At 40.1% G+C, this 19,714-nt stretch carries 10 protein-coding genes and 8 pseudogenes; 12 read left to right on the forward strand and 6 right to left on the reverse strand.

Going from position 1 to position 19,714, the window contains the following annotated elements; all coding sequences use genetic code 11:
- Positions 1 to 80: 80 nt before the first annotated feature.
- From KA717_36245 to KA717_36260, 4 genes and pseudogenes are all read left to right on the forward strand, one after another.
- Entirely contained in the window at positions 81 to 1,871 is a 1,791-nt protein-coding gene (locus KA717_36245) for a hypothetical protein (protein UXE60855.1), read from the forward strand.
- 42 nt (positions 1,872 to 1,913) lie between these two features.
- A complete protein-coding gene (locus tag KA717_36250; protein UXE60856.1) occupies positions 1,914 to 5,024 on the forward strand; it encodes a hypothetical protein in 3,111 nt (1,036 codons plus the stop codon).
- 181 nt (positions 5,025 to 5,205) lie between these two features.
- A pseudogene (locus KA717_36255) lies at positions 5,206 to 5,652 on the forward strand (ISAs1 family transposase).
- Positions 5,653 to 5,746: 94 nt separating this feature from the next.
- On the forward strand, positions 5,747 to 5,977 hold the full coding sequence (locus tag KA717_36260; GenBank protein ID UXE60857.1) for a DUF4277 domain-containing protein: 231 nt from the start codon (positions 5,747 to 5,749) through the stop codon (positions 5,975 to 5,977).
- A gap of 17 nt (positions 5,978 to 5,994) precedes the next feature.
- Here the strand turns inward: KA717_36260 and KA717_36265 are convergent.
- Positions 5,995 to 6,609: pseudogene (locus KA717_36265) on the reverse strand (ISKra4 family transposase).
- A 103-nt stretch (positions 6,610 to 6,712) separates the two neighbouring features.
- On the opposite strand from KA717_36265, the gene KA717_36270 reads away from it, so the two are divergent.
- The 4 genes and pseudogenes from KA717_36270 (at position 6,713) to KA717_36285 (ending at position 10,457) form a co-directional block, all read left to right on the forward strand.
- Positions 6,713 to 7,186 (forward strand): DUF4277 domain-containing protein, encoded by a 474-nt coding sequence (locus KA717_36270; GenBank protein UXE60858.1) that lies wholly within the window; start codon positions 6,713 to 6,715, stop codon positions 7,184 to 7,186.
- Between the two features lie 66 nt (positions 7,187 to 7,252).
- A pseudogene (locus tag KA717_36275) lies at positions 7,253 to 8,534 on the forward strand (ISKra4 family transposase).
- 71 nt (positions 8,535 to 8,605) lie between these two features.
- Positions 8,606 to 9,724, forward strand: a complete 1,119-nt coding sequence (locus KA717_36280) for an IS1634 family transposase (GenBank protein ID UXE60859.1) — start codon at positions 8,606 to 8,608, stop codon at positions 9,722 to 9,724.
- Positions 9,725 to 9,755: 31 nt separating this feature from the next.
- The gene (locus tag KA717_36285) at positions 9,756 to 10,457 is read left to right on the forward strand and encodes an ISAs1 family transposase (protein UXE60860.1); all 702 of its coding nucleotides are present in this window, start codon (positions 9,756 to 9,758) and stop codon (positions 10,455 to 10,457) included.
- On the opposite strand, the gene KA717_36290 is transcribed toward KA717_36285, so the two are convergent.
- Positions 10,446 to 10,718 (reverse strand): hypothetical protein, encoded by a 273-nt coding sequence (locus KA717_36290; GenBank protein ID UXE60861.1) that lies wholly within the window; start codon positions 10,716 to 10,718, stop codon positions 10,446 to 10,448. The two genes, KA717_36285 and KA717_36290, sit on opposite strands and share 12 nt — an antisense overlap.
- Before the next feature lie 23 nt (positions 10,719 to 10,741).
- Between KA717_36290 and KA717_36295 the strand changes: the two are divergent.
- Positions 10,742 to 12,079 (forward strand): annotated as a pseudogene (locus tag KA717_36295) (IS5 family transposase).
- A gap of 65 nt (positions 12,080 to 12,144) precedes the next feature.
- On the opposite strand, the pseudogene KA717_36300 reads toward KA717_36295, so the two are convergent.
- From KA717_36300 to KA717_36310, 3 genes and pseudogenes are all read right to left on the reverse strand, one after another.
- Positions 12,145 to 12,276 (reverse strand): annotated as a pseudogene (locus tag KA717_36300) (transposase).
- A gap of 281 nt (positions 12,277 to 12,557) precedes the next feature.
- Positions 12,558 to 13,895 (reverse strand): annotated as a pseudogene (locus tag KA717_36305) (IS5 family transposase).
- An 81-nt stretch (positions 13,896 to 13,976) separates the two neighbouring features.
- Positions 13,977 to 14,813 (reverse strand): ISL3 family transposase, encoded by an 837-nt coding sequence (locus tag KA717_36310; GenBank protein UXE64891.1) that lies wholly within the window; start codon positions 14,811 to 14,813, stop codon positions 13,977 to 13,979.
- Positions 14,814 to 14,912: 99 nt separating this feature from the next.
- On the opposite strand from KA717_36310, the pseudogene KA717_36315 reads away from it, so the two are divergent.
- Positions 14,913 to 16,194, forward strand: a pseudogene (locus KA717_36315) (ISKra4 family transposase).
- 479 nt (positions 16,195 to 16,673) lie between these two features.
- Here the strand turns inward: KA717_36315 and KA717_36320 are convergent.
- Positions 16,674 to 17,207: a hypothetical protein gene (locus KA717_36320; protein ID UXE60862.1), complete on the reverse strand. Its 534-nt coding sequence runs from the start codon at positions 17,205 to 17,207 to the stop codon at positions 16,674 to 16,676.
- 539 nt (positions 17,208 to 17,746) lie between these two features.
- Here KA717_36320 and KA717_36325 point away from each other — a divergent pair.
- Together KA717_36325 and KA717_36330 are read left to right on the forward strand one after the other, a co-directional pair.
- A pseudogene (locus tag KA717_36325) lies at positions 17,747 to 19,084 on the forward strand (IS5 family transposase).
- Positions 19,085 to 19,519: 435 nt separating this feature from the next.
- A complete protein-coding gene (locus KA717_36330; GenBank protein ID UXE60863.1) occupies positions 19,520 to 19,696 on the forward strand; it encodes a hypothetical protein in 177 nt (58 codons plus the stop codon).
- The last annotated feature ends 18 nt before the right edge of the window (positions 19,697 to 19,714 follow it).

Genomic DNA, 19,714 nt, shown 5'->3' on the forward strand with positions numbered 1-19,714 from the left:
GGGAATAAATTCCCCTGAGTCGTTTTTCCTCTCAGGTCTGAAGACGCTGAGTTTCCAAACTCCCACCTTTTTCTTATGACATGGTAGATACGGCAACTCGCTCCATCGATTTTAAAGATTTAGCCAAACGGCTATACAGACATCTTCTGTCGGATGCGATCGCCCAACGCCACCTGGCGATCGTCAAGGGAGACAGATCAATTCAGGGTAAAGAAGCTTCCCCTCAGACAGAACCCGTTAATTGTTTTCTCGAAGAAGGTGTCTTGATGGTGATTATTCACCTAGCAGAAACCCCAGCCTTAGAAACCACTGCCATTTTTTCCTGTACGAGAGATTTTTTGGAGAAAGTCGGGATTGCCGTAGATTACCCCATCAAAATTTATCTGGTTGTCGATGAAGCACTCACTAACTCTAGTCATAACGAAAATACTGTCTCCCAACCCTTAACGGCTAGTTTTCCCCAACGAACCCTATCTCAATCCTTGGCGACCATTGCCTCAGACTCAGAGCCGAATCCCCCCCTTGGTTGGGCAGACTTTGTGCAAAATCAAGGGCAATATTTTTTAAATCAACGTCCCGCCTTTCTGGTTAACAATCTTAATTGGATCTTGTTGGGATTGGGGCTAGGGGGTAGCGTATTATTTGTAGGAATTTATGCCCTCAGTCGTCCTTGTGTCATCGGTGCTTGCGTCCAGTTACGTGAAGCTGAACAATTAATGCAAGCATCTCTGTTTTCTGATAATGAAGATTTGGCAACCCATTGGTTAACCATCAAGCAGCAATTCGTAGAAGTTCAGAACAAGCTAGAGACCATTCCTTTCTGGTCGCCCTACTATAGACACATTACTCAGTTGCAAAAAGATTATCAAGTTCGCATACCTTCGGTAGAGCTATTAGGTCAAGCAACCCGGCAAGCCCAGCAGGCAAAACTTTTAGAACAAAATGAGGCTCTCTCCACTACGGATTGGCAACAAGTAAAACAAGCTTGGGAAATGGCGATCGCTTTATTGGGCCAATTACCCAGCAATAGTCCTTACCAAGCCTACGCGCAAAAAAAGCGGCAAGTTTATCGGCAAAATCTCCTCACAGCCCAGCAACGTCTCCTCGAAGAGCAACAGGCAACACGACACTTTGGTCAGGCCACAGAAAGTGCTGTTTTAGCTAGAATCCGCAGTAGTGCACCAAAATCCCTTGCCGATCTCAGTCTCATTGCCACAACTTGGCAAGAAGTGATTGAAAATCTCCAGCAGATTTCTCCCGGAACCACCGTCTATGAAAAAGTCCTGAAACAATTGCCTGTCTATCGTTTGGAATACAAGCGGGTGGTAATGCGCCGTCAACAGGAAGAAAAAGCTTTCCTTAATTATCAACAGGCCTTGGCCCTCGCCAAATTTGCAGAAAAGTCAGAACTCGAACAACAATGGTCGATCGCCGTTAACCATTGGCAAAAAGCACTGCTGACCCTCAAACAAATTCCGCCCCAAAGTTTTCTGATGGAGAAAGTTCGTCCCCTGCTGGCTACCTACAATCTTTCTCTACAACAGGCCCAAAATAGACTGAAAGCGACCCTGCGATCGCAGAATATTAAACGTGATTTAGAGACTCTTTGTTCACAGTGGAATCGGGCCTGCGACTATAGCATTAGTCCTCAAGTCATTAAGGTGAGACTCACTTCAGGCTACGTCCAACAAATTTGGAATTCGGCTCTCCAGGCTAAGTCCCAAGGCAATGTTCCTGGTCAGGCCGGGGTACTTAACCATCTTTCCCAGCTAGAACAAACTTTTCAGGCGATCAGTAATCAAGCGGGTTTACCCCTAGAGGTTTATCATGCCAAGGGTAATCGTTTAACCCGTTATCAACCCATTCGCTAAGCCAGAAAAGTACTATAAAACTTCACTCAGTTTATTAAAGCCATGACTACTAATCCATTTTCGCCGATTCTCAATACTGCTGTTGAAAGCATTATTACCTTAGCAGTAGCACCAATAAGTGTTTCTGAAGACGGCATCAATAATCTCATTTATACTTTCACTCGCACAGGAGCGACAACCAACGCCCTCACTGTCAAGTATGACCTCACAGGAACAGCAGACAGCACTGACTATACAGGAGCCATACCAGGCACAGGGAAAACCATCACTTTTGCGGTGGGTTCTAGCACCGCTATAGTTACCATAGACCCGAAGTCTGATATCCAAGAGGAAAGCGATGAAACTGTTGTTTTAACTTTAGCGACGGGAACAGGTTATACCATTGGTACTACAGGCGCAGTAACGGGTACTATTCTTACTGATGATTATCCGATCAAGCAATGGACAAAGCTTTTGGGGACAAGTGGCGTTGATCGAGCTTTTGGTTTAACCACAGGCAATGATGGTGCTATCTATGTTAGTGGTTATACCAATGGTAATCTAGATGGTCAGACGAATAGTGGTGGTTACGACGCATTTATCACTCAGTACAACCCTGATGGTACTAAAGTTTGGACAAAGCTTTTGGGGACAGGTAACAATGATTTCGCTTATGCTTTAACCACAGGTAATGATGGTGCTATCTATGTTAGTGGCTATACCGAGGGTAATCTAGATGGTCAGACTTATAGTGGTGGTGCTGACGCATTTCTCACTAAGTACAATCCTGATGGTACTAAAGCTTGGACAAAGCTTTTGGGGACAGGTGGCTCTAATCAAGCTAATGGTTTAACAACAGGCAATGATGGTGCTATCTATGTTAGTGGTTTTACCTCTGGTAATCTAGATGGTCAGACTAATAGCGGTAGTTACGACGCATTTGTCACTAAGTACAATCCTGATGGCACTAAAGTTTGGACAAAGTTTTTGGGGACAAGTAGCGATGATCGTGCTAATGCTTTAACAACAGGCAATGATGGTGCTATCTATGTTAGTGGTGTTATTAGTGGTAATCTAGATGGTCAGACTCATAGCGGTGGTGGTTACGACGCATTTATCACTAAGTACAATCCTGATGGTACTAAAGTTTGGACAAAGCTTTTGGGGACAAATGGCGATGATGGAGCTAATGCTTTAACCACAGGTAATGATGGTGCTATCTATGTTAGTGGTTTTACCTCTGGTAATTTAGATGGTCAGACTAATAGCGGTAGTTACGACGCATTTATCACTAAGTACAATCCCGATGGCACTAAAGTTTGGACAAAGCTTTTGGGGACAAGTGGCTTTGATCAAGCTAATGCTTTAACCACAGGTAATGATGGTACTATTTATGTTAGTGGTTATACTGAGGGTAATCTAGATGGTCAGACTTATAGTGGTGGTTATGGCGACGCATTTATCACTAAGTACAATCCCGATGGCACTAAGGTTTGGACAAAGCTCTTAGGGACAAGTGGCGATGATTCCGTTAATGCTTTAACCACAGGTAAAGATGGTGCTATCTATTCTAGTGGTTATACCTCTGGTAATCTAGATGGTCAGACTAATAGTGGTAGTAACGACGCATTTGTCACTAAGTACCAAGATGCACCTGCTGTCACCATTACTCTAGCAGTAGCCCCAGCAAGTGTTACAGAAGACGGAACCCCAAATCTGGTTTATACCTTCACTCGTACAGAAGCAACAACTAATGCCTTAACAGTGAGCTATAAGGTAGGAGGAACTGCCACTCTTAACACAGACTATAGCCAAAGCGGAGCCGCCAGTTTTACCGCTACTACAGGAAGTATTACCTTTGCAGCAGGTTCAGCCACAGCCGCCCTAACTATTAATCCCACTGTCGATACCACTATTGAAAACAACGAAACTGTAATCCTCACTCTAGCCTCTGATGTGGGTTATGTTGTTGGCACAACGACTGCCGTTACAGGAACCATTACCAATGATGATTTTCCCTCACTTTCCATTAACGACATCTCCGTTATCGAAGGAAAAGATCCAAATGCCGTCTTGCTTGTTAGCCTGAGTAGTCCCAGCAGCCAAAACATTACCGTCAACTACACCACTACCGCCCTTACCGCCACTGCCAACAGTGACTACACCACCAGCACAGGAACCTTAACCATCGCCCCCAATAGTACTCTGGCAACGATCAGCATTCCCATCCTCAACGACAACACCAACGAAAGCAACGAATTCTTTATCGTCACCCTCTCCAATCCTGTTAACGCCACCCTTAACCCCAATGCCAGCTTTGGAGAAGTGATGATTAGCGATACTTGGTTCAGTGCCTTAAGTCGTACCTTACCCGAAGGAGTTGAAAACCTCACCCTTATGGGAACGGCGGCCAATGGGACAGGCAATAGTGGCAATAACGTCCTCACTGGCAATAGTGCCAATAATACCCTCAACGGTGGCGGCGGCAATGATACCCTCAATGGCAGTACGGGAGTCGATACCTTAATTGGCGGTCTAGGGAATGATATTTTCCAAATCGATAGTACTACTGATGTTATTACCGAAAATGTCAGCGAAGGAACCGATACTATTCAGTCCTCTGTCACTTTCTCTTTAGCTACTTTCCCCAACATTGAAAACCTGACCTTAACGGGTTCCAGTGCCATTAACGGGACAGGCAACACCGCCAATAACGTACTAACAGGCAATGGGGCCAATAATCTTCTCAGTGGTGATACAGGTAACGATATTCTGACTGGGGCAGCCGGAAAAGATACCCTCACCGGTGGAGCAGGTATCGACAAATTTGGTTACAAAACCCTAACTGACTCCCTCTTAGCCAACTATGACCTGATTACCGACTTTAACGCGACGACTGGCAACGATCTGTTCCTCGTCACCACCGCACGAGCCGGATTTACCACTGGCTTAACGGTTAATACCCTTGATGCTGCGGGGATTGGAGCCAAGCTAACGACTACGAATTTTGCTGCGAACTATGCTGCCCAATTTACCTTTACCAGTGGAACTACTACCCGTACTTTTGTGGCGATTAATGATGCGATCGCCGGTTTTAATGCCAGTACTGACTCCATTGTAGAAGTAACCGGTTTAACCGGAACCTTGGTAATTGGTAACTTTGTTACGGCTTAACTTCGGATAGTTTGAATCGGGCACAAGAATCGGGCACAAGAATCGGGCGCAAGCCTTCATCCGTGTCAACTTAAAGGAATGGGTTCCCAGGGCGAACGCATCTAAAAATGATACAGATACAAGAACATTATAGAGGGATGGATAAGGGAAAATAAGGGAAAGTGCATAGAAAACAAAAGCGATGAAACTCCGACCCAAATATAGACTGGTAGAACACTTTGCCGAAATAGATGACCCTCGCATCGAACGAACAAAACGGCATAAACTCATTGATATTCTAACGATTGCCATCTTAGCCGTCATTTGTGGAGCAGAAGGTTGGGTAGCCATGGAAAGTTTCGGCAAGGCTAAACATCAATGGCTAAAAAAAATTTTGGAATTGCCGAATGGCATCCCCTCCGACGATACGTTTGCGCGTGTATTTGCTAGTCTGAATCCAGAGCAATTTCAAGACTGTTTTCTGCATTGGGTCAAAAGTATAGCGGAGGTAAGTGAAGGAGAAGTGATAGCGATTGACGGCAAAACCCTTCGCCACTCCTATGACAATGCCAACGGAAAGGGCGCAATTCAGATGGTAAGTGCATGGGCAACAGCAAATCGTCTAGTACTAGGACAGTGCAAGGTGGAAACCCATATCCCGTACTAATTTTGAAAAAATAAAAATAGATTCAAAAATAGCAACAGAATAGTTAAAATAAAAAAGCTAACAAACCGAGGAGAAAATGACCCAATTAAACGTTAAAAATCTCGACCATTTAGGAATAATCGCGGCCGTAGTTGATGAACTAGGTCTAGTGGATTATATCAATGAACAGTTACAAGAAAATGACCGTGCGAAAATCAGTGCGGGTCTGGTGGTTAAAGCCATGATTCTCAATGGCTTAGGATTTATTAATTCTCCCTTGTATTTATTCAGGGAGCATCTCACCTTTGCAATAAGTAGAAATACTTAACGAGGTAAATGAAAGAGTCAAAAAAGGTAATCATTTAAATAGGAACAGCGATGACGAAGGACTTGTGGTACATTGTCAGAATTCCAACTCGCACCAGTAATTTTAAGACGATGACCAATTTGTTTAACTTGAGATTCGACAGAGCCAGAGCCAATGGAAATGCCCTCTGCCTGCAAATAACCATAATTGACAATCCGATGTTTATGCTTGTTTAAATAAATGATAAAATTCTCAGCTTGAGGCTCTGACCATCCCTCAAAACAGGAGATAGCGGCATCCACTTCACCCGTCCAAAGAAAAGACTTGACCTCCTCAATTCGCTGGAATGACCCCCCAACTTTATAGAGGTTTTCAATTAAGTGATACCAGTCCAAAATTTCAATTCGCTCATGTTTCTGTCCTATCTCACGAAATAAGTTCCAGATACCATCATGTCCATCTCCCAAACAAATTAAAGGCTTAGCCAAAATTTGAGAATTAACCAAATCTAATAAAGCCGAGTTATCTTGAAAAAAGGCAGCTACCCCCAATTGATGAAAACTGACTCCTTTATAATCACGCCAAATTAAGGGTTCTCCCTTGGGAGTTCTGAGTCGTACCTTCCCACCATCTATGCTAATTTCTTCGACTTCTGTGTTAGAGCCCGTATTCCGTACTAGTTTTGAAAAAATAAAAATAGATTCAAAAATGGCTACAGAATAGTTAAAATAAAAAAGCTAATAAACCCAAGAGAAAATGACCCAATTAAACGTTAAAAATCTCGACCATTTAGGAATAATCGCGGCGATAGTTGATGAACTAGGTCTAGTGGATTATATCAATGAACAACTAGGAGAAAATGACCGTGCTAAAATCAGTGCGGGTCTGGTAGTGAAAGCGATGATTCTCAATGGCTTAGGCTTTATCAACTCTCCTTTATATTTGTTCAGTCGTTTTTTTGAAGATAAACCAGTAGAACATCTTTTAGGAAAAGGAATAAAAGCCAGCGACCTGAATGATGACCGTTTAGGGAGAGTCTTAGATTTAATCTTTATGGCCGGCATCAGCCGTTTGTTTCTCGGAATTTGTCTAAAAGCCGTAGAAATCTTCAAAATAGTGATGAAAAGTTCCCATTTAGACTCCAGTTCATTATCGGTACAAGGGGAATATAAATTATCGGTGGAGAGAGAAGACAAAGAAAGCCAAATAATCCATATCACTCGGGTGTGACCTTTAGTTGATGAAGGAAAAGAAAAGTGTTAACATGGGATGAAAAGTGACAAAGAGGAAACAATGATGACAGCAAAACTAATTAATGTAGAGGGTTCAAAGATAAAAATAGAACTAACATTAGAACTCAGTCGTTCAATGTTGGATACAGAAATAAATATTCAAAAAGGCTTAAACGAAGTAGGTTGCATCGCCAGCAAAGAAGCCTTGAAATATTTAGATACAGATGGTTCACCCTTAAAAATCGGTGAAGAAATCTGGAAGAGTAAGGGAGAGCAACCGAAAGAATATCAAACACCTTATGGTGAGGTTATAGTGAATCGTCATGTATATCAGCGTTCACCTTTGAGGAAAAACGTATTGCCCCTTAGAAAGAGAAGCAAGGATAATCATAACATCAACGCCATTATTGGCAAAACAGGTATCCTCAAAAATGTCAGGGATGGCAGGCAAAGAGGTGAAAAATGATTTATTAGAAAATCATGGTAGAAAAGTAGCGCTATCCTATATCCAAAGATTGAGTGAAGCAGTAGGAAGTGTGGTACAGGCAAAAGAAGAAGCGTGGAGTTATGCCCCGCCCAAGGAGGATAGCCAAATTGCAACAGTGGGAATAGGATTAGATGGAACCTGTATGCTGATGTGTGAGGATGGCTACCGTGAAGCAATGGTGGGAACCGTTTCCCTATACGATAGTGAAGGCGAACGTCAACCTACAATCTATCTAGGTGCGGCACCAGAGTATGGAAAAAAGAGTTTTCTAGAAAGATTAGAAAGAGAAATTGAGCGAGCGAAAAACCGTTATCCAGAGGCAACATTGGTCGGGATAGCAGACGGGGCAGAATCAAATTGGAAGTTTTTAGAAAAGCAAACGGAAGAACAGATATTAGATTTCTATCATGCCTCTGGTTACTTAGGTGCCTTGGCAGAAGCGTTGCATCCGAATACCGTGTCAAAACAAAAAGAATGGTTGACTGAAAATTGTCGAGAACTCAAGCATGAAAAAGGAAAAGCAGGAGAACTGCTAAATCTGATGAAAGAAGTCAAAGAAGAAAAAAGTCATTCTAAGAATCTTACCGAGAAACTACAAGCGGCGATTACTTATTACGAGAATCATCAGCATCAAATGGATTATGCTGAATACATAGAGAAAAAGTATCCGATTGGTTCAGGTGTTACGGAAGCAGCTTGTAAGACGTTGGTCAAACAACGATTATGTTGTTCAGGGATGCGATGGAAGGAAAAAGGAGCAGGAATTATTTTGAGCCTACGAGCTTTGGTATTGACCAAGGAACGATGGAGTCAATTTTGGGCAAAACTTGATCAATATGGGTTCCCTGTAGAACCCTGATTACAACAGCTTTTATCAACTAAAGGTCGCACCCTATCACTCATGGCTATTCAAAGGATAAGCGACCAGACTTGAAACAATTTGTCTTGAATCTAGTCTGTTGGGGGGATGGCGACATTCCCGCTTTTCTCGAATTAGGAGATGGCAATCAAAGTGATAAAAAAGAGTTTGCTAAACTCTTGAAAAAGTTCAATGAGCAGTGGCAATTCGATGGTTTGTATATAGCAGATTCAGCCTTATACAGTGCCGATAACTTGCAAAAGTTAACCGGCATATACTGGTTATGTTCTGTGCCGAAAACGATTAGAGAAGTGCAGGATGCGGTCAGTCAATTAGCCTCGGAGCAATTCATCACAACTGATTTAGAGGGCTATCGTCTTACCTCCTTAGAAAGTGAATATGGGGGAGTCAAACAACGTTGGATAGTGGTAGATAGCGAGCAAAAAAAAGCTTTAGACCTCAAACAACTGACGAAGAAGACAGAGAAAGCAACGGCTCAAGCTCAAAGACAATTAGAACAATTACAGCGTCAGGAATTTGCTTGTCGGGAGGATGCTTTAACCGCCCTGAGCCGATGGGAGAAGAGTTTAGAATGGCATCTTCTTCAAGACCTAACTGTCGTCGAAAAATGTCATTACGGTCATCGAGGTAAACCCCGTCCCCATGAACAGCCCATTCGTCGTAGCTATCATGCCCAAGCCACTTTCAGCCTCAATAGTGCGAAAGTTCAAGCTTCAGAGCGGGCAGCAGGACGTTTTGTCTTGGCGACGAATCAGCTAGATGGAGACTCTTTGAGCGATGAGCAACTGCTTGTCCACTACAAGCAACAGCAAGGGGTAGAGCGAGGTTTTCGCTTCCTTAAAGACCCTCTGTTTTTGGCGTCCAGTGTTTTTCTCAAAACCCCTGAGCGGATTATGGCATTGAGTTTCATCATGGTGTTGTGTTTACTGGTGTACAGCTTGGGACAACGTAAACTGAGACTGGCTCTGGCAGAGCAGGAGGAGACTGTGCCTAATCAGTTGGGAAAGCCGACTCAGCGTCCGACACTGCGTTGGATTTTTCAGATGTTGAGAGGAGTTCATTGGGTTGTACTGGATAATTGTCCCCAAATAATCAATCTAACGCTTGAGCGAGAGAGGATTTTGCGCTTTTTTGGGGCTACTACTTGTCAGTATTATCTTTTGTCATAATGACTTTTCTTATTTTCTTTGTTCTTTTTTTATGTACGGAATGTGGGTGGAAAGCAAATCGAATGAAATCACGGCGATTCCTAAACTCCTGAAAATGCTAGAGGTCAAAGGTTGTATCGTAACGATTGATGCCATGGGAACTCAGACAAAGATTGCCCAACAGATAGTAGGGCGAGGGGGAGATTATGTTTTGGCATTGAAAGGCAATCAAGGTAATTTATGTGAGGATGTTGAACAATTATTTGCTCATGCTCAATCGGTTAATTTTGTGGGAATTAAGCATGATTTTCATCAAACAATAGACAAGGGACATGGACGGATTGAAATTCGCCGTTGCTGGACGATGGAACAAACAGAATTTTTGCTGGGTGGGGAGAAATGGGCAAAGTTGACGAGCATCTGTATGATTAAAGCGGAGAGACGATTGAAAGACAAAACAGAGTATGAGACTCGCTACTATATCAGTAGCCTGCCGAGTAATGCTCAAAAATTATCCCAACCTGTTCGTAGTCATTGGTTGATAGAAAACTCTTTACATTGGGTTCTAGACTTGGCCTTCAACGAGGATGCTTGTCGCATTCGTAAGGATTTTGCTCCTGAGAATTTAGCCGTCTTACGCCATATCGCTCTTAACTTGCTCACAAAGGAAAATACTCTGAAACTTGGTATCAAGAATAAACGGCTACGCGCTGGTTGGGACGAGGACTATCTCCTTAAGGTTTTACTCGGATAAGATGCGTTTGCCCTGAATGGGTTCCCAAATTTGTTGATTGAGAGCGGCCTTTTCTCGATGTCGCTTTCTCTCAGCTTTGACCAAACCAAATAACTTAGCACGTTCAGCCAGATAGGTTACTGTATCAGGCTTTTCTCCTCTAGCAATAGCCTTCGCTACATAGGGCTTGCTGAAAAAAGCTGAAACCTTTACGGAGAAAATAGTAGGCGAATTAAGAACCGCTAGAATGCACGAAAATAGGGTAGAATGCCTCAAAACCATTGCATTAAGAAGAGAGAAAGCAGATGTACCGAAAGCAACAGTACTCAATTGAAACACCAGAAAACTTGAAAAATCTGTTCGGCGGGCAGTTAGACGAAGAAAATCGTTGGATAGAAATGTCAAAAATGATTCTTTGGGAAGAATATGAGGAAGAATATGCAAAAAACTTCACAGAAAAAAAAGGAGCCCCAGCCAAATCATTTAGAATGGCATTAGGAGCATTAATTATCAAAGAAATTTCAGGAAAAAGTGACAGAGAAACAGTAGAACAAATAAAAGAGAACCCTTATTTACAGTACTTTATAGGAATGGAAAGCTATAGTAGCAAAGAAGCATTTAATGCGTCAATGATGGTTCATTTTCGTAAAAAAATAGGAATGGAATTAATAAATAAAATTAATAAAGAAATAGAAAAAAAAGCGACGGGTGTAGCGTCAGAAAAAAAAGAAAATGAAGGAAAGTTATTGTTAGATGCGACTTGTACACCAGCAGATATAAAATATCCAACGGATATAGGAATATTGAATGATGCCAGAGAAAAAACAGAAAAAATAATAGATAAGCTGTATGAAGAAATAAAAGAGAAAAGGAAAGAAAAGCCGAGGACTTATAGGGAAGTGGCAAGAAAAGAGTACTTAGCCATAGCAAAAAAACGTCGTGTGTCAAAAAAAGAAAGAAGAAAAGGAACAAAAAAACAACTAGGATATATAAAAAGAAACTTGTCTGATATAGAAAAAATGATAGAAGAGGGAGCAAAGTTAGAAAAACTAACGAAAAAAGAGCAAGAAGAGCTTGTAACGATAGGAAAAGTGTATGAGCAACAGTTAGAAATGTATGAAAAAAAGACAAATAAAGTAGAAAACAGAATTGTGAGTGTAAGCCAACCTCACGTGCGTCCAATAGTGCGTGGAAAAGCGGGAAAAGCAGTAGAGTTTGGAGCTAAAATATCGGCAAGTAATGTGAATGGCTTTGTCTTCTTAGACAAATTAAGTTGGGATAATTACAACGAATCGGGAGATTTACAAGCGCGAATAGAAGAATATAAAAGGGAAACAGGATGTTATCCGGAATCGGTTCATGTGGATAAAATCTATCGAACAAAAGCGAATCGAGCTTATTGTAAAGAAAGGGATATAAGAATGAGTGGTCCCCGATTGGGAAGACCGCCGAAAGAGGTGAGCAAAGAAAAAAAGAAAGAGGCACGCTCAGATGAAAGAGTGCGTAATGCCATTGAGGGTAAATTCGGACAGGGAAAGAGGAAATTTAGTCTTGGTCGAGTGATGGCCAAACTACCTGAGACCTCGGAAACGGTAATTGCGATGAACTTTTTGGTAATGAATCTTTCTACTCTACTTCAGAAGACAAAAAAGAAAACAAAAAGTAAAAAGTTGGGTTCTCCTGAACAAAGAGTGATAATTAAAGCTTATCATGAAAAGCAAGCTAAAAAACGATTTCGCATATTATCAAAGTTCATAAATCCATAAGCTTGACGCTTGATTAGTTTAAGACGATTATTGATGCCTTCCATTGCCCCATTCGTCGTTCGACTCAAAAAGTAGTTACAAATAGAGTCCAAATTCCTACGAATTGTGCTAATTAGGGCTTGCTGAAAAAGTCAAAAAACGAAAGAAATGTGGGTTAGGGAAGTATGGACGGAAAAAGCACAGATAACTTTTCCTTATGGAAAGAAGTCACAATACAGATTTTGTTTAATCTATTGTCCCTTTCTTTCTACAAAAAGTCAACAAAAATCACTCCTCACAAAAGAGAGGAAAATTAACACCATTTTTCAGAAGAAAAACGACTCTACAACTTCTTACTTTTTGTTTTCTTCTTTGTCTTCTGAAGTAGAGTAGAAAGATTCATTAGCAAAAAATTCATCGCTATCACAGTCTCAGAGGTTTCAGGAAGTTTGGCCATCACTCGACCCAGACTAAATCTTCTCTTTCCCTGTCCGAATTTACCCTCTATGGCATTACGCACTCTTTCATCTGAGCGGGCCTCTTCCTTTTTTTCTTTGCTCACCTCTTTCGGTGGTCTTCCCAAGCGGGGACCACTCATTCTTATTCCCCTCTCTTTACAATAAGCTCGATTCGCTTTTGTTCGATATATTTTATCCACATGAACCGATTCGGGATAACATCCTCTCTCCTTTTTATATTCTTCTATTCGCTCTTGTAAATCTCCCGATTCGTTATAATTATTCCAACTCAATTTGTCTAAGAAGACAAAGCCATTCACACTACTTGCCGATATTTTAGCTCCAAACTCTACTGCTTTTCCTACTTTGCCACGCACTATTGGACGGATGTGAGGTTGGGTTATACTCACAATTCTGTTTTCTACTTTATTCGTCTTTTTTGCATACATCTCTAACTGTTGCTCATACACTTTTCTTATCGTTACAAGCTCTTCTTGCTCCTTTTTCGTTAGTTTTTCTAACTTGGCTCCCTCTTCTATCATTTTTTCTATATGAGACAAGTTTCTTTTTACATATTGTAGTTGTTTTTTTATTCCTTTTCTTCTTTCTTTTTTTGACACACGACGTTTTTTGACTATCTCTAGGTAGTCTTTTCTTGCTGCTACTCTATACGTTCTTGGCTTTTTTTTCTCTTTTCCTTGTATTTGTTTATAAAGCTCATCTATTGTTTCTTCTGTTTTTTCTCTTGCTTCATTCAATATTTCTATATCCGTTGGATATTTTATATCTGCTGGTGTACAAGTTGCATCTAACAATAGCTGTCCTTCATTTTCTTTTTTTTCTGACACTACTCCCTCGAACTTCTTTACCATTTCTTTATTAATTTTATTGATTAATTCCATTCCTATTCTTTTACGAAAATGAACCATCATTGACGCATTAAATGCTTCTTCGCTACTATAGCTTTCCATTCCTATAAAATACTGTAAATAAGGATTTTCTTTAATTTGTTCCACTGTTTCTCTATCACTTATTCCTAACATTTCTTTGATGATTAATGCCCCCAACGCCATTCTAAATGATTTCGCTGGTGCTCCTTTTTCCTCTGTGAAGTTTTTTGCATATTCTTCCTCATATTCTTCCCAGGGAATCATTTTTGACATTTTTACCCAACGATTTTCTGCGTCTAACTGCCCATCGAACGGATTTTTGAAGTTTTCTGGTGTCTTAGTTTCGTACTGTTGTCTTCCGTACATATGTTTTGCCTCCTTTTCCGGCAAGGTTTTCAAGCCATTTTAACCTATTTCCCTGTATTCTGCCTGTCCTTAATTCGGCTACTATCTTTTCTCCGTAAGAGTTTCAGCTTTTTTTCGGCAAGCCCTAATTACATCTGTATAAATGCTCTTTGCATTCTCTAACCATTCTGTAAATTTTAATCTTCCTTCTTCCTTATCATTTACTTTTTCATATATCTCTCTAAATGACTCTTTATATTCATACGCTTTACGCAAACGAGCAGATTGCTTTAACACCAATTCTAGTTTTTCTAACTCTTCCTCTTTTAGGTCTTCTTTATTTTTTAATAATAGCCACTTTTCTCCCTTGATTTTTACATTCAATTTTGTCTGTTTACGGATTTTATTCAATTCTTCATTCAACGCCTTCATTACATGAAATCTATCTGTTACAATTACTGCATTCGGAAATACTTTTTCTATTACTTTAGGAAATCCTCCCCACATATCTACACTCACTTGTTCTACTCCTTCCCTCACCTCTAATTCTTTCTCCATCAGCACTTCGATGATTTTATCTTGTTGATGACTATCTATCACTTCTATTAATTCTCCTTTCTCTATATCTCCTAACACTGTTACAAAATTCTGATGACCTTTTCGTTTCGCTATTTCATCCATCCCGAGGTGTTTTACTCCTTGCCAATCTTTTTTTTTAGCTTCACATTGACGTTGGTAAATTCCATTCACTTGATCCCATGATAGAGATTCCTCTCTACCTACTTGTTCCACACTGCTCACATTTACTCGTCCATAAATATATTCTTCATACCTCACTGTGTATTTCCTACGGGCTTCCATAAATTCTAGATTTTCTGTAAAAAACCTTTGACAATCTTTACAGTAAAATTTACGACGAGGGACTTTCAGATATACCATTTGACCAGAGATAGACAAGTCCCTTGGGCGTGACCTTTAGTTGATGAAGGAAAAGAAAAGTGTTAACATGAGATGAAAAGTGACAAAGAGGAAACAATGATGACAGCAAAACTAATTAATGTAGAGGGTTCAAAGATAAAAATAGAACTAACATTAGAACTCAGTCGTTCAATGTTGGATACAGAAATAAATATTCAAAAAGGCTTAAACGAAGTAGGTTGCATCGCCAGCAAAGAAGCCTTGAAATATTTAGATACAGATGGTTCACCCTTAAAAATCGGTGAAGAAATCTGGAAGAGTAAGGGAGAGCAACCGAAAGAATATCAAACACCTTATGGTGAGGTTATAGTGAATCGTCATGTATATCAGCGTTCACCTTTGAGGAAAAACGTATTGCCCCTTAGAAAGAGAAGCAAGGATAATCATAACATCAACGCCATTATTGGCAAAACAGGTATCCTCAAAAATGTCAGGGATGGCAGGCAAAGAGGTGAAAAATGATTTATTAGAAAATCATGGTAGAAAAGTAGCGCTATCCTATATCCAAAGATTGAGTGAAGCAGTAGGAAGTGTGGTACAGGCAAAAGAAGAAGCGTGGAGTTATGCCCCGCCCAAGGAGGATAGCCAAATTGCAACAGTGGGAATAGGATTAGATGGAACCTGTATGCTGATGTGTGAGGATGGCTACCGTGAAGCAATGGTGGGAACCGTTTCCCTATACGATAGTGAAGGCGAACGTCAACCTACAATCTATCTAGGTGCGGCACCAGAGTATGGAAAAAAGAGTTTTCTAGAAAGATTAGAAAGAGAAATTGAGCGAGCGAAAAACCGTTATCCAGAGGCAACATTGGTCGGGATAGCAGACGGGGCAGAATCAAATTGGAAGTTTTTAGAAAAGCAAACGGAAGAACAGATATTAGATTTCTATCATGCCTCTGGTTACTTAGGTGCCTTGGCAGAAGCGTTGCATCCGAATACCGTGTCAAAACAAAAAGAATGGTTGACTGAAAATTGTCGAGAACTCAAGCATGAAAAAGGAAAAGCAGGAGAACTGCTAAATCTGATGAAAGAAGTCAAAGAAGAAAAAAGTCATTCTAAGAATCTTACCGAGAAACTACAAGCAGCGATTACTTATTACGAGAATCATCAGCATCAAATGGATTATGCTGAATACATAGAGAAAAAGTATCCGATTGGTTCAGGTGTTACGGAAGCAGCTTGTAAGACGTTGGTCAAACAACGATTATGTTGTTCAGGGATGCGATGGAAGGAAAAAGGAGCAGGAATTATTTTGAGCCTACGAGCTTTGGTATTGACCAAGGAACGATGGAGTCAATTTTGGGCAAAACTTGATCAATATGGGTTCCCTGTAGAACCCTGATTACAACAGCTTTTATCAACTAAAGGTCGCACCCAGTCCCTTACTAATACACTGTTCGTCTGATGTAATTCATCCGTTAAGCTACCACAATAATTACATTTGACTTCTTCCTCTTGACAACTCAGTATTAAAAACGCTTGTTTTCCCTCTTGAATCACATTTCTTATGTTTACCTTTGGCAAATCTACCAGATTTTCTAGAAAAAATAACATTGATGCCATCCTCATATAGTGTATCTTATTATACATCTTCTACCGCAAAGCCAGAAGAACCAAAAGTTGTAGAGTCGTTTTTCTTGTGAAAAATGGTGTTAATTTTCCTCTCTTTTGTGAGGAGTGATTTGTGTTGACCTTTTTAGACAGAAAGGAACAATAGATTAAACAAAATCTGTATTTTGATTTGTTTCCATAAGGATAAGTTATCTATGCTTTTTCAGTCCATACTTCCCTAACCCACATTTCTTTCGTTTTTTGACTTTTTCAGCAAGCCCTACTTATTTTCATATTTTTCCTTATCTGCTCTAGCGTTGAGCCATCTGCTATCCACACTGCACTAAACTTTTCTCTTATTTTTTCCCATTTTTCTCCTACTTGGAGCTTCTTCCCTTTTTCGGCTGCTTTTTCTAACACTACCTTTAGTAATATTGCAAATATTTCGGCTGGCACATTCATCATTCTTTTTGATACTGCCTGTTTGCTTACTTTTAATGATGCTACCCATAGCAATCCCTCTTCCTCTAACAGTCTTACCGCTTCACTTATACCCGCTATTTGACGATACACTATACTTAACACTAATGCCACCATTACTGGTAAATTTAACACCCTATCTCTCATCATTTTCTCATGAGTTCCCTGTAAATATTTTAATGGTGTAAACATTGTGGGTTCTAGTAATTCAAACAACTCTTTTGTTATTTCAGGGATTTCTACCCCTGGCTGATTTGTCTTACGACGTAAGTCTGGGTTTCCTTTTCTCCGAGGATGTTGTCTTGCCATTTGTTTTTTGCTCACTTTTTTATATACTAACCTTTTTTTCAGCCTACTCTTACTTCCGCCTGCTTTTAGGCTAATCTTTTGTGAGTAGGCATTTTGGCTTAAGTTGACACCAATGGCAAGCCTTGCGCCCCTACAAAATTGCTGTTTTGAATCGAGAATTATCAACTATTCACTATCAACTATTCACTAATCGGCGATTGCTTATAATATACTTAGGGCTTGCTGAATAAGTATAGAACCCTTGCCAGATAATGCTTTCAAGCATTTTAAAAACGATCAGGTGCAAGGTTATGGCCTTTGGAGGCTCAAAGCCCATGCACGTCGTTGGAAAACTGGGGGTTGAAATTGGAAACTACTCTCTGAAGTCACCATTTTTCGCCTCCTGTGGCATCTAGGTTCGTTTTGTGGACTTTTTCAGCAGACCCTACTTAGGGCTTGCTGAAAAAAGCTGAGACCTTTACGGAGAAAAATAGTAGGCGAATTAAGAACCGCTAGAATGCACGAAAATAGGGTAGAATGCCTCAAAACCATTGCATTAAGAAGAGAGAAAGCAGATGTACCGAAAGCAACAGTACTCAATTGAAACACCAGAAAACTTGAAAAATCTGTTCGGCGGGCAGTTAGACGAAGAAAATCGTTGGATAGAAATGTCAAAAATGATTCTTTGGGAAGAATATGAGGAAGAATATGCAAAAAACTTCACAGAAAAAAAAGGAGCCCCAGCCAAATCATTTAGAATGGCATTAGGAGCATTAATTATCAAAGAAATTTCAGGAAAAAGTGACAGAGAAACAGTAGAACAAATAAAAGAGAACCCTTATTTACAGTACTTTATAGGAATGGAAAGCTATAGTAGCAAAGAAGCATTTAATGCGTCAATGATGGTTCATTTTCGTAAAAAAATAGGAATGGAATTAATAAATAAAATTAATAAAGAAATAGAAAAAAAAGCGACGGGTGTAGCGTCAGAAAAAAAAGAAAATGAAGGAAAGTTATTGTTAGATGCGACTTGTACACCAGCAGATATAAAATATCCAACGGATATAGGAATATTGAATGATGCCAGAGAAAAAACAGAAAAAATAATAGATAAGCTGTATGAAGAAATAAAAGAGAAAAGGAAAGAAAAGCCGAGGACTTATAGGGAAGTGGCAAGAAAAGAGTACTTAGCCATAGCAAAAAAACGTCGTGTGTCAAAAAAAGAAAGAAGAAAAGGAACAAAAAAACAACTAGGATATATAAAAAGAAACTTGTCTCATATAGAAAAAATGATAGAAGAGGGAGCAAAGTTAGAAAAACTAACGAAAAAAGAGCAAGAAGAGCTTGTAACGATAGGAAAAGTGTATGAGCAACAGTTAGAAATGTATGAAAAAAAGACAAATAAAGTAGAAAACAGAATTGTGAGTGTAAGCCAACCTCACGTGCGTCCAATAGTGCGTGGAAAAGCGGGAAAAGCAGTAGAGTTTGGAGCTAAAATATCGGCAAGTAATGTGAATGGCTTTGTCTTCTTAGACAAATTAAGTTGGGATAATTACAACGAATCGGGAGATTTACAAGCGCGAATAGAAGAATATAAAAGGGAAACAGGATGTTATCCGGAATCGGTTCATGTGGATAAAATCTATCGAACAAAAGCGAATCGAGCTTATTGTAAAGAAAGGGATATAAGAATGAGTGGTCCCCGATTGGGAAGACCGCCGAAAGAGGTGAGCAAAGAAAAAAAGAAAGAGGCACGCTCAGATGAAAGAGTGCGTAATGCCATTGAGGGTAAATTCGGACAGGGAAAGAGGAAATTTAGTCTTGGTCGAGTGATGGCCAAACTACCTGAGACCTCGGAAACGGTAATTGCGATGAACTTTTTGGTAATGAATCTTTCTACTCTACTTCAGAAGACAAAAAGTAAAAAGTTGTAGAGTCGTTTTTCTTGTGAAAAATGGTGTTAATTTTCCTCTCTTTTGTGAGGAGTGATTTGTGTTGACCTTTTTAGACAGAAAGGAACAATAGATTAAACAAAATCTGTATTTTGATTTGTTTCCATAAGGATAAGTTATCTATGCTTTTTCAGTCCATACTTCCCTAACCCACATTTCTTTCGTTTTTTGACTTTTTCAGCAAGCCCTACTTAACAGTTCTTTGAATGAGCCATGACAACCACACCCACTACAGTTAGCTATACCCTCGAAGATGTTCTAGATCGCTTTGAGCAAAAAATGGACAGGTAGTTTGCCGAAGTCAACAAGCAATTTGCCGAAGTCAATAAACAGTTTGCTGAAGTCAATCAGAAAATAGACAGGCAGTTTGCCGAAGTTAACCAAAAGCTTAATAAATTGGAAATTGGGCAAGTGGAAATGTCGGGCGAAATTAAAACCCTAGACGAAAAAGTCAGTGGCATTGATAAACGTCTAGATAATCAGGAATTTATTAATCGAGGAGTCTTAGTTGCACTGATTGTTGCTCTCATTGGTGGAGCCGCTAAACTGTTTGGATGGTTGCCGACCAGTTGAACTCTCTCAATTTTGAAA

Origin of the sequence: Woronichinia naegeliana WA131 (assembly GCA_025370055.1) — a bacterium.
GTDB classification, from domain to species: Bacteria; Cyanobacteriota; Cyanobacteriia; order Cyanobacteriales; family Microcystaceae; genus Woronichinia; species Woronichinia naegeliana.

Bases quoted from the DNA above. Each gene is read 5' to 3' on its own strand.
- KA717_36245 (UXE60855.1), top strand. From the start codon at position 81: ATGGTAGATACGGCAACTCGCTCCATCGATTTTAAAGATTTAGCCAAA.
- KA717_36250 (UXE60856.1), top strand. From the start codon at position 1,914: ATGACTACTAATCCATTTTCGCCGATTCTCAATACTGCTGTTGAAAGC.
- KA717_36260 (UXE60857.1), top strand. From the start codon at position 5,747: ATGACCCAATTAAACGTTAAAAATCTCGACCATTTAGGAATAATCGCG.
- KA717_36270 (UXE60858.1), top strand. From the start codon at position 6,713: ATGACCCAATTAAACGTTAAAAATCTCGACCATTTAGGAATAATCGCG.
- KA717_36285 (UXE60860.1), top strand. From the start codon at position 9,756: ATGTACGGAATGTGGGTGGAAAGCAAATCGAATGAAATCACGGCGATT.
- KA717_36290 (UXE60861.1), bottom strand. From the start codon at position 10,718: ATGGTTTTGAGGCATTCTACCCTATTTTCGTGCATTCTAGCGGTTCTT.
- KA717_36310 (UXE64891.1), bottom strand. From the start codon at position 14,813: ATGGTATATCTGAAAGTCCCTCGTCGTAAATTTTACTGTAAAGATTGT.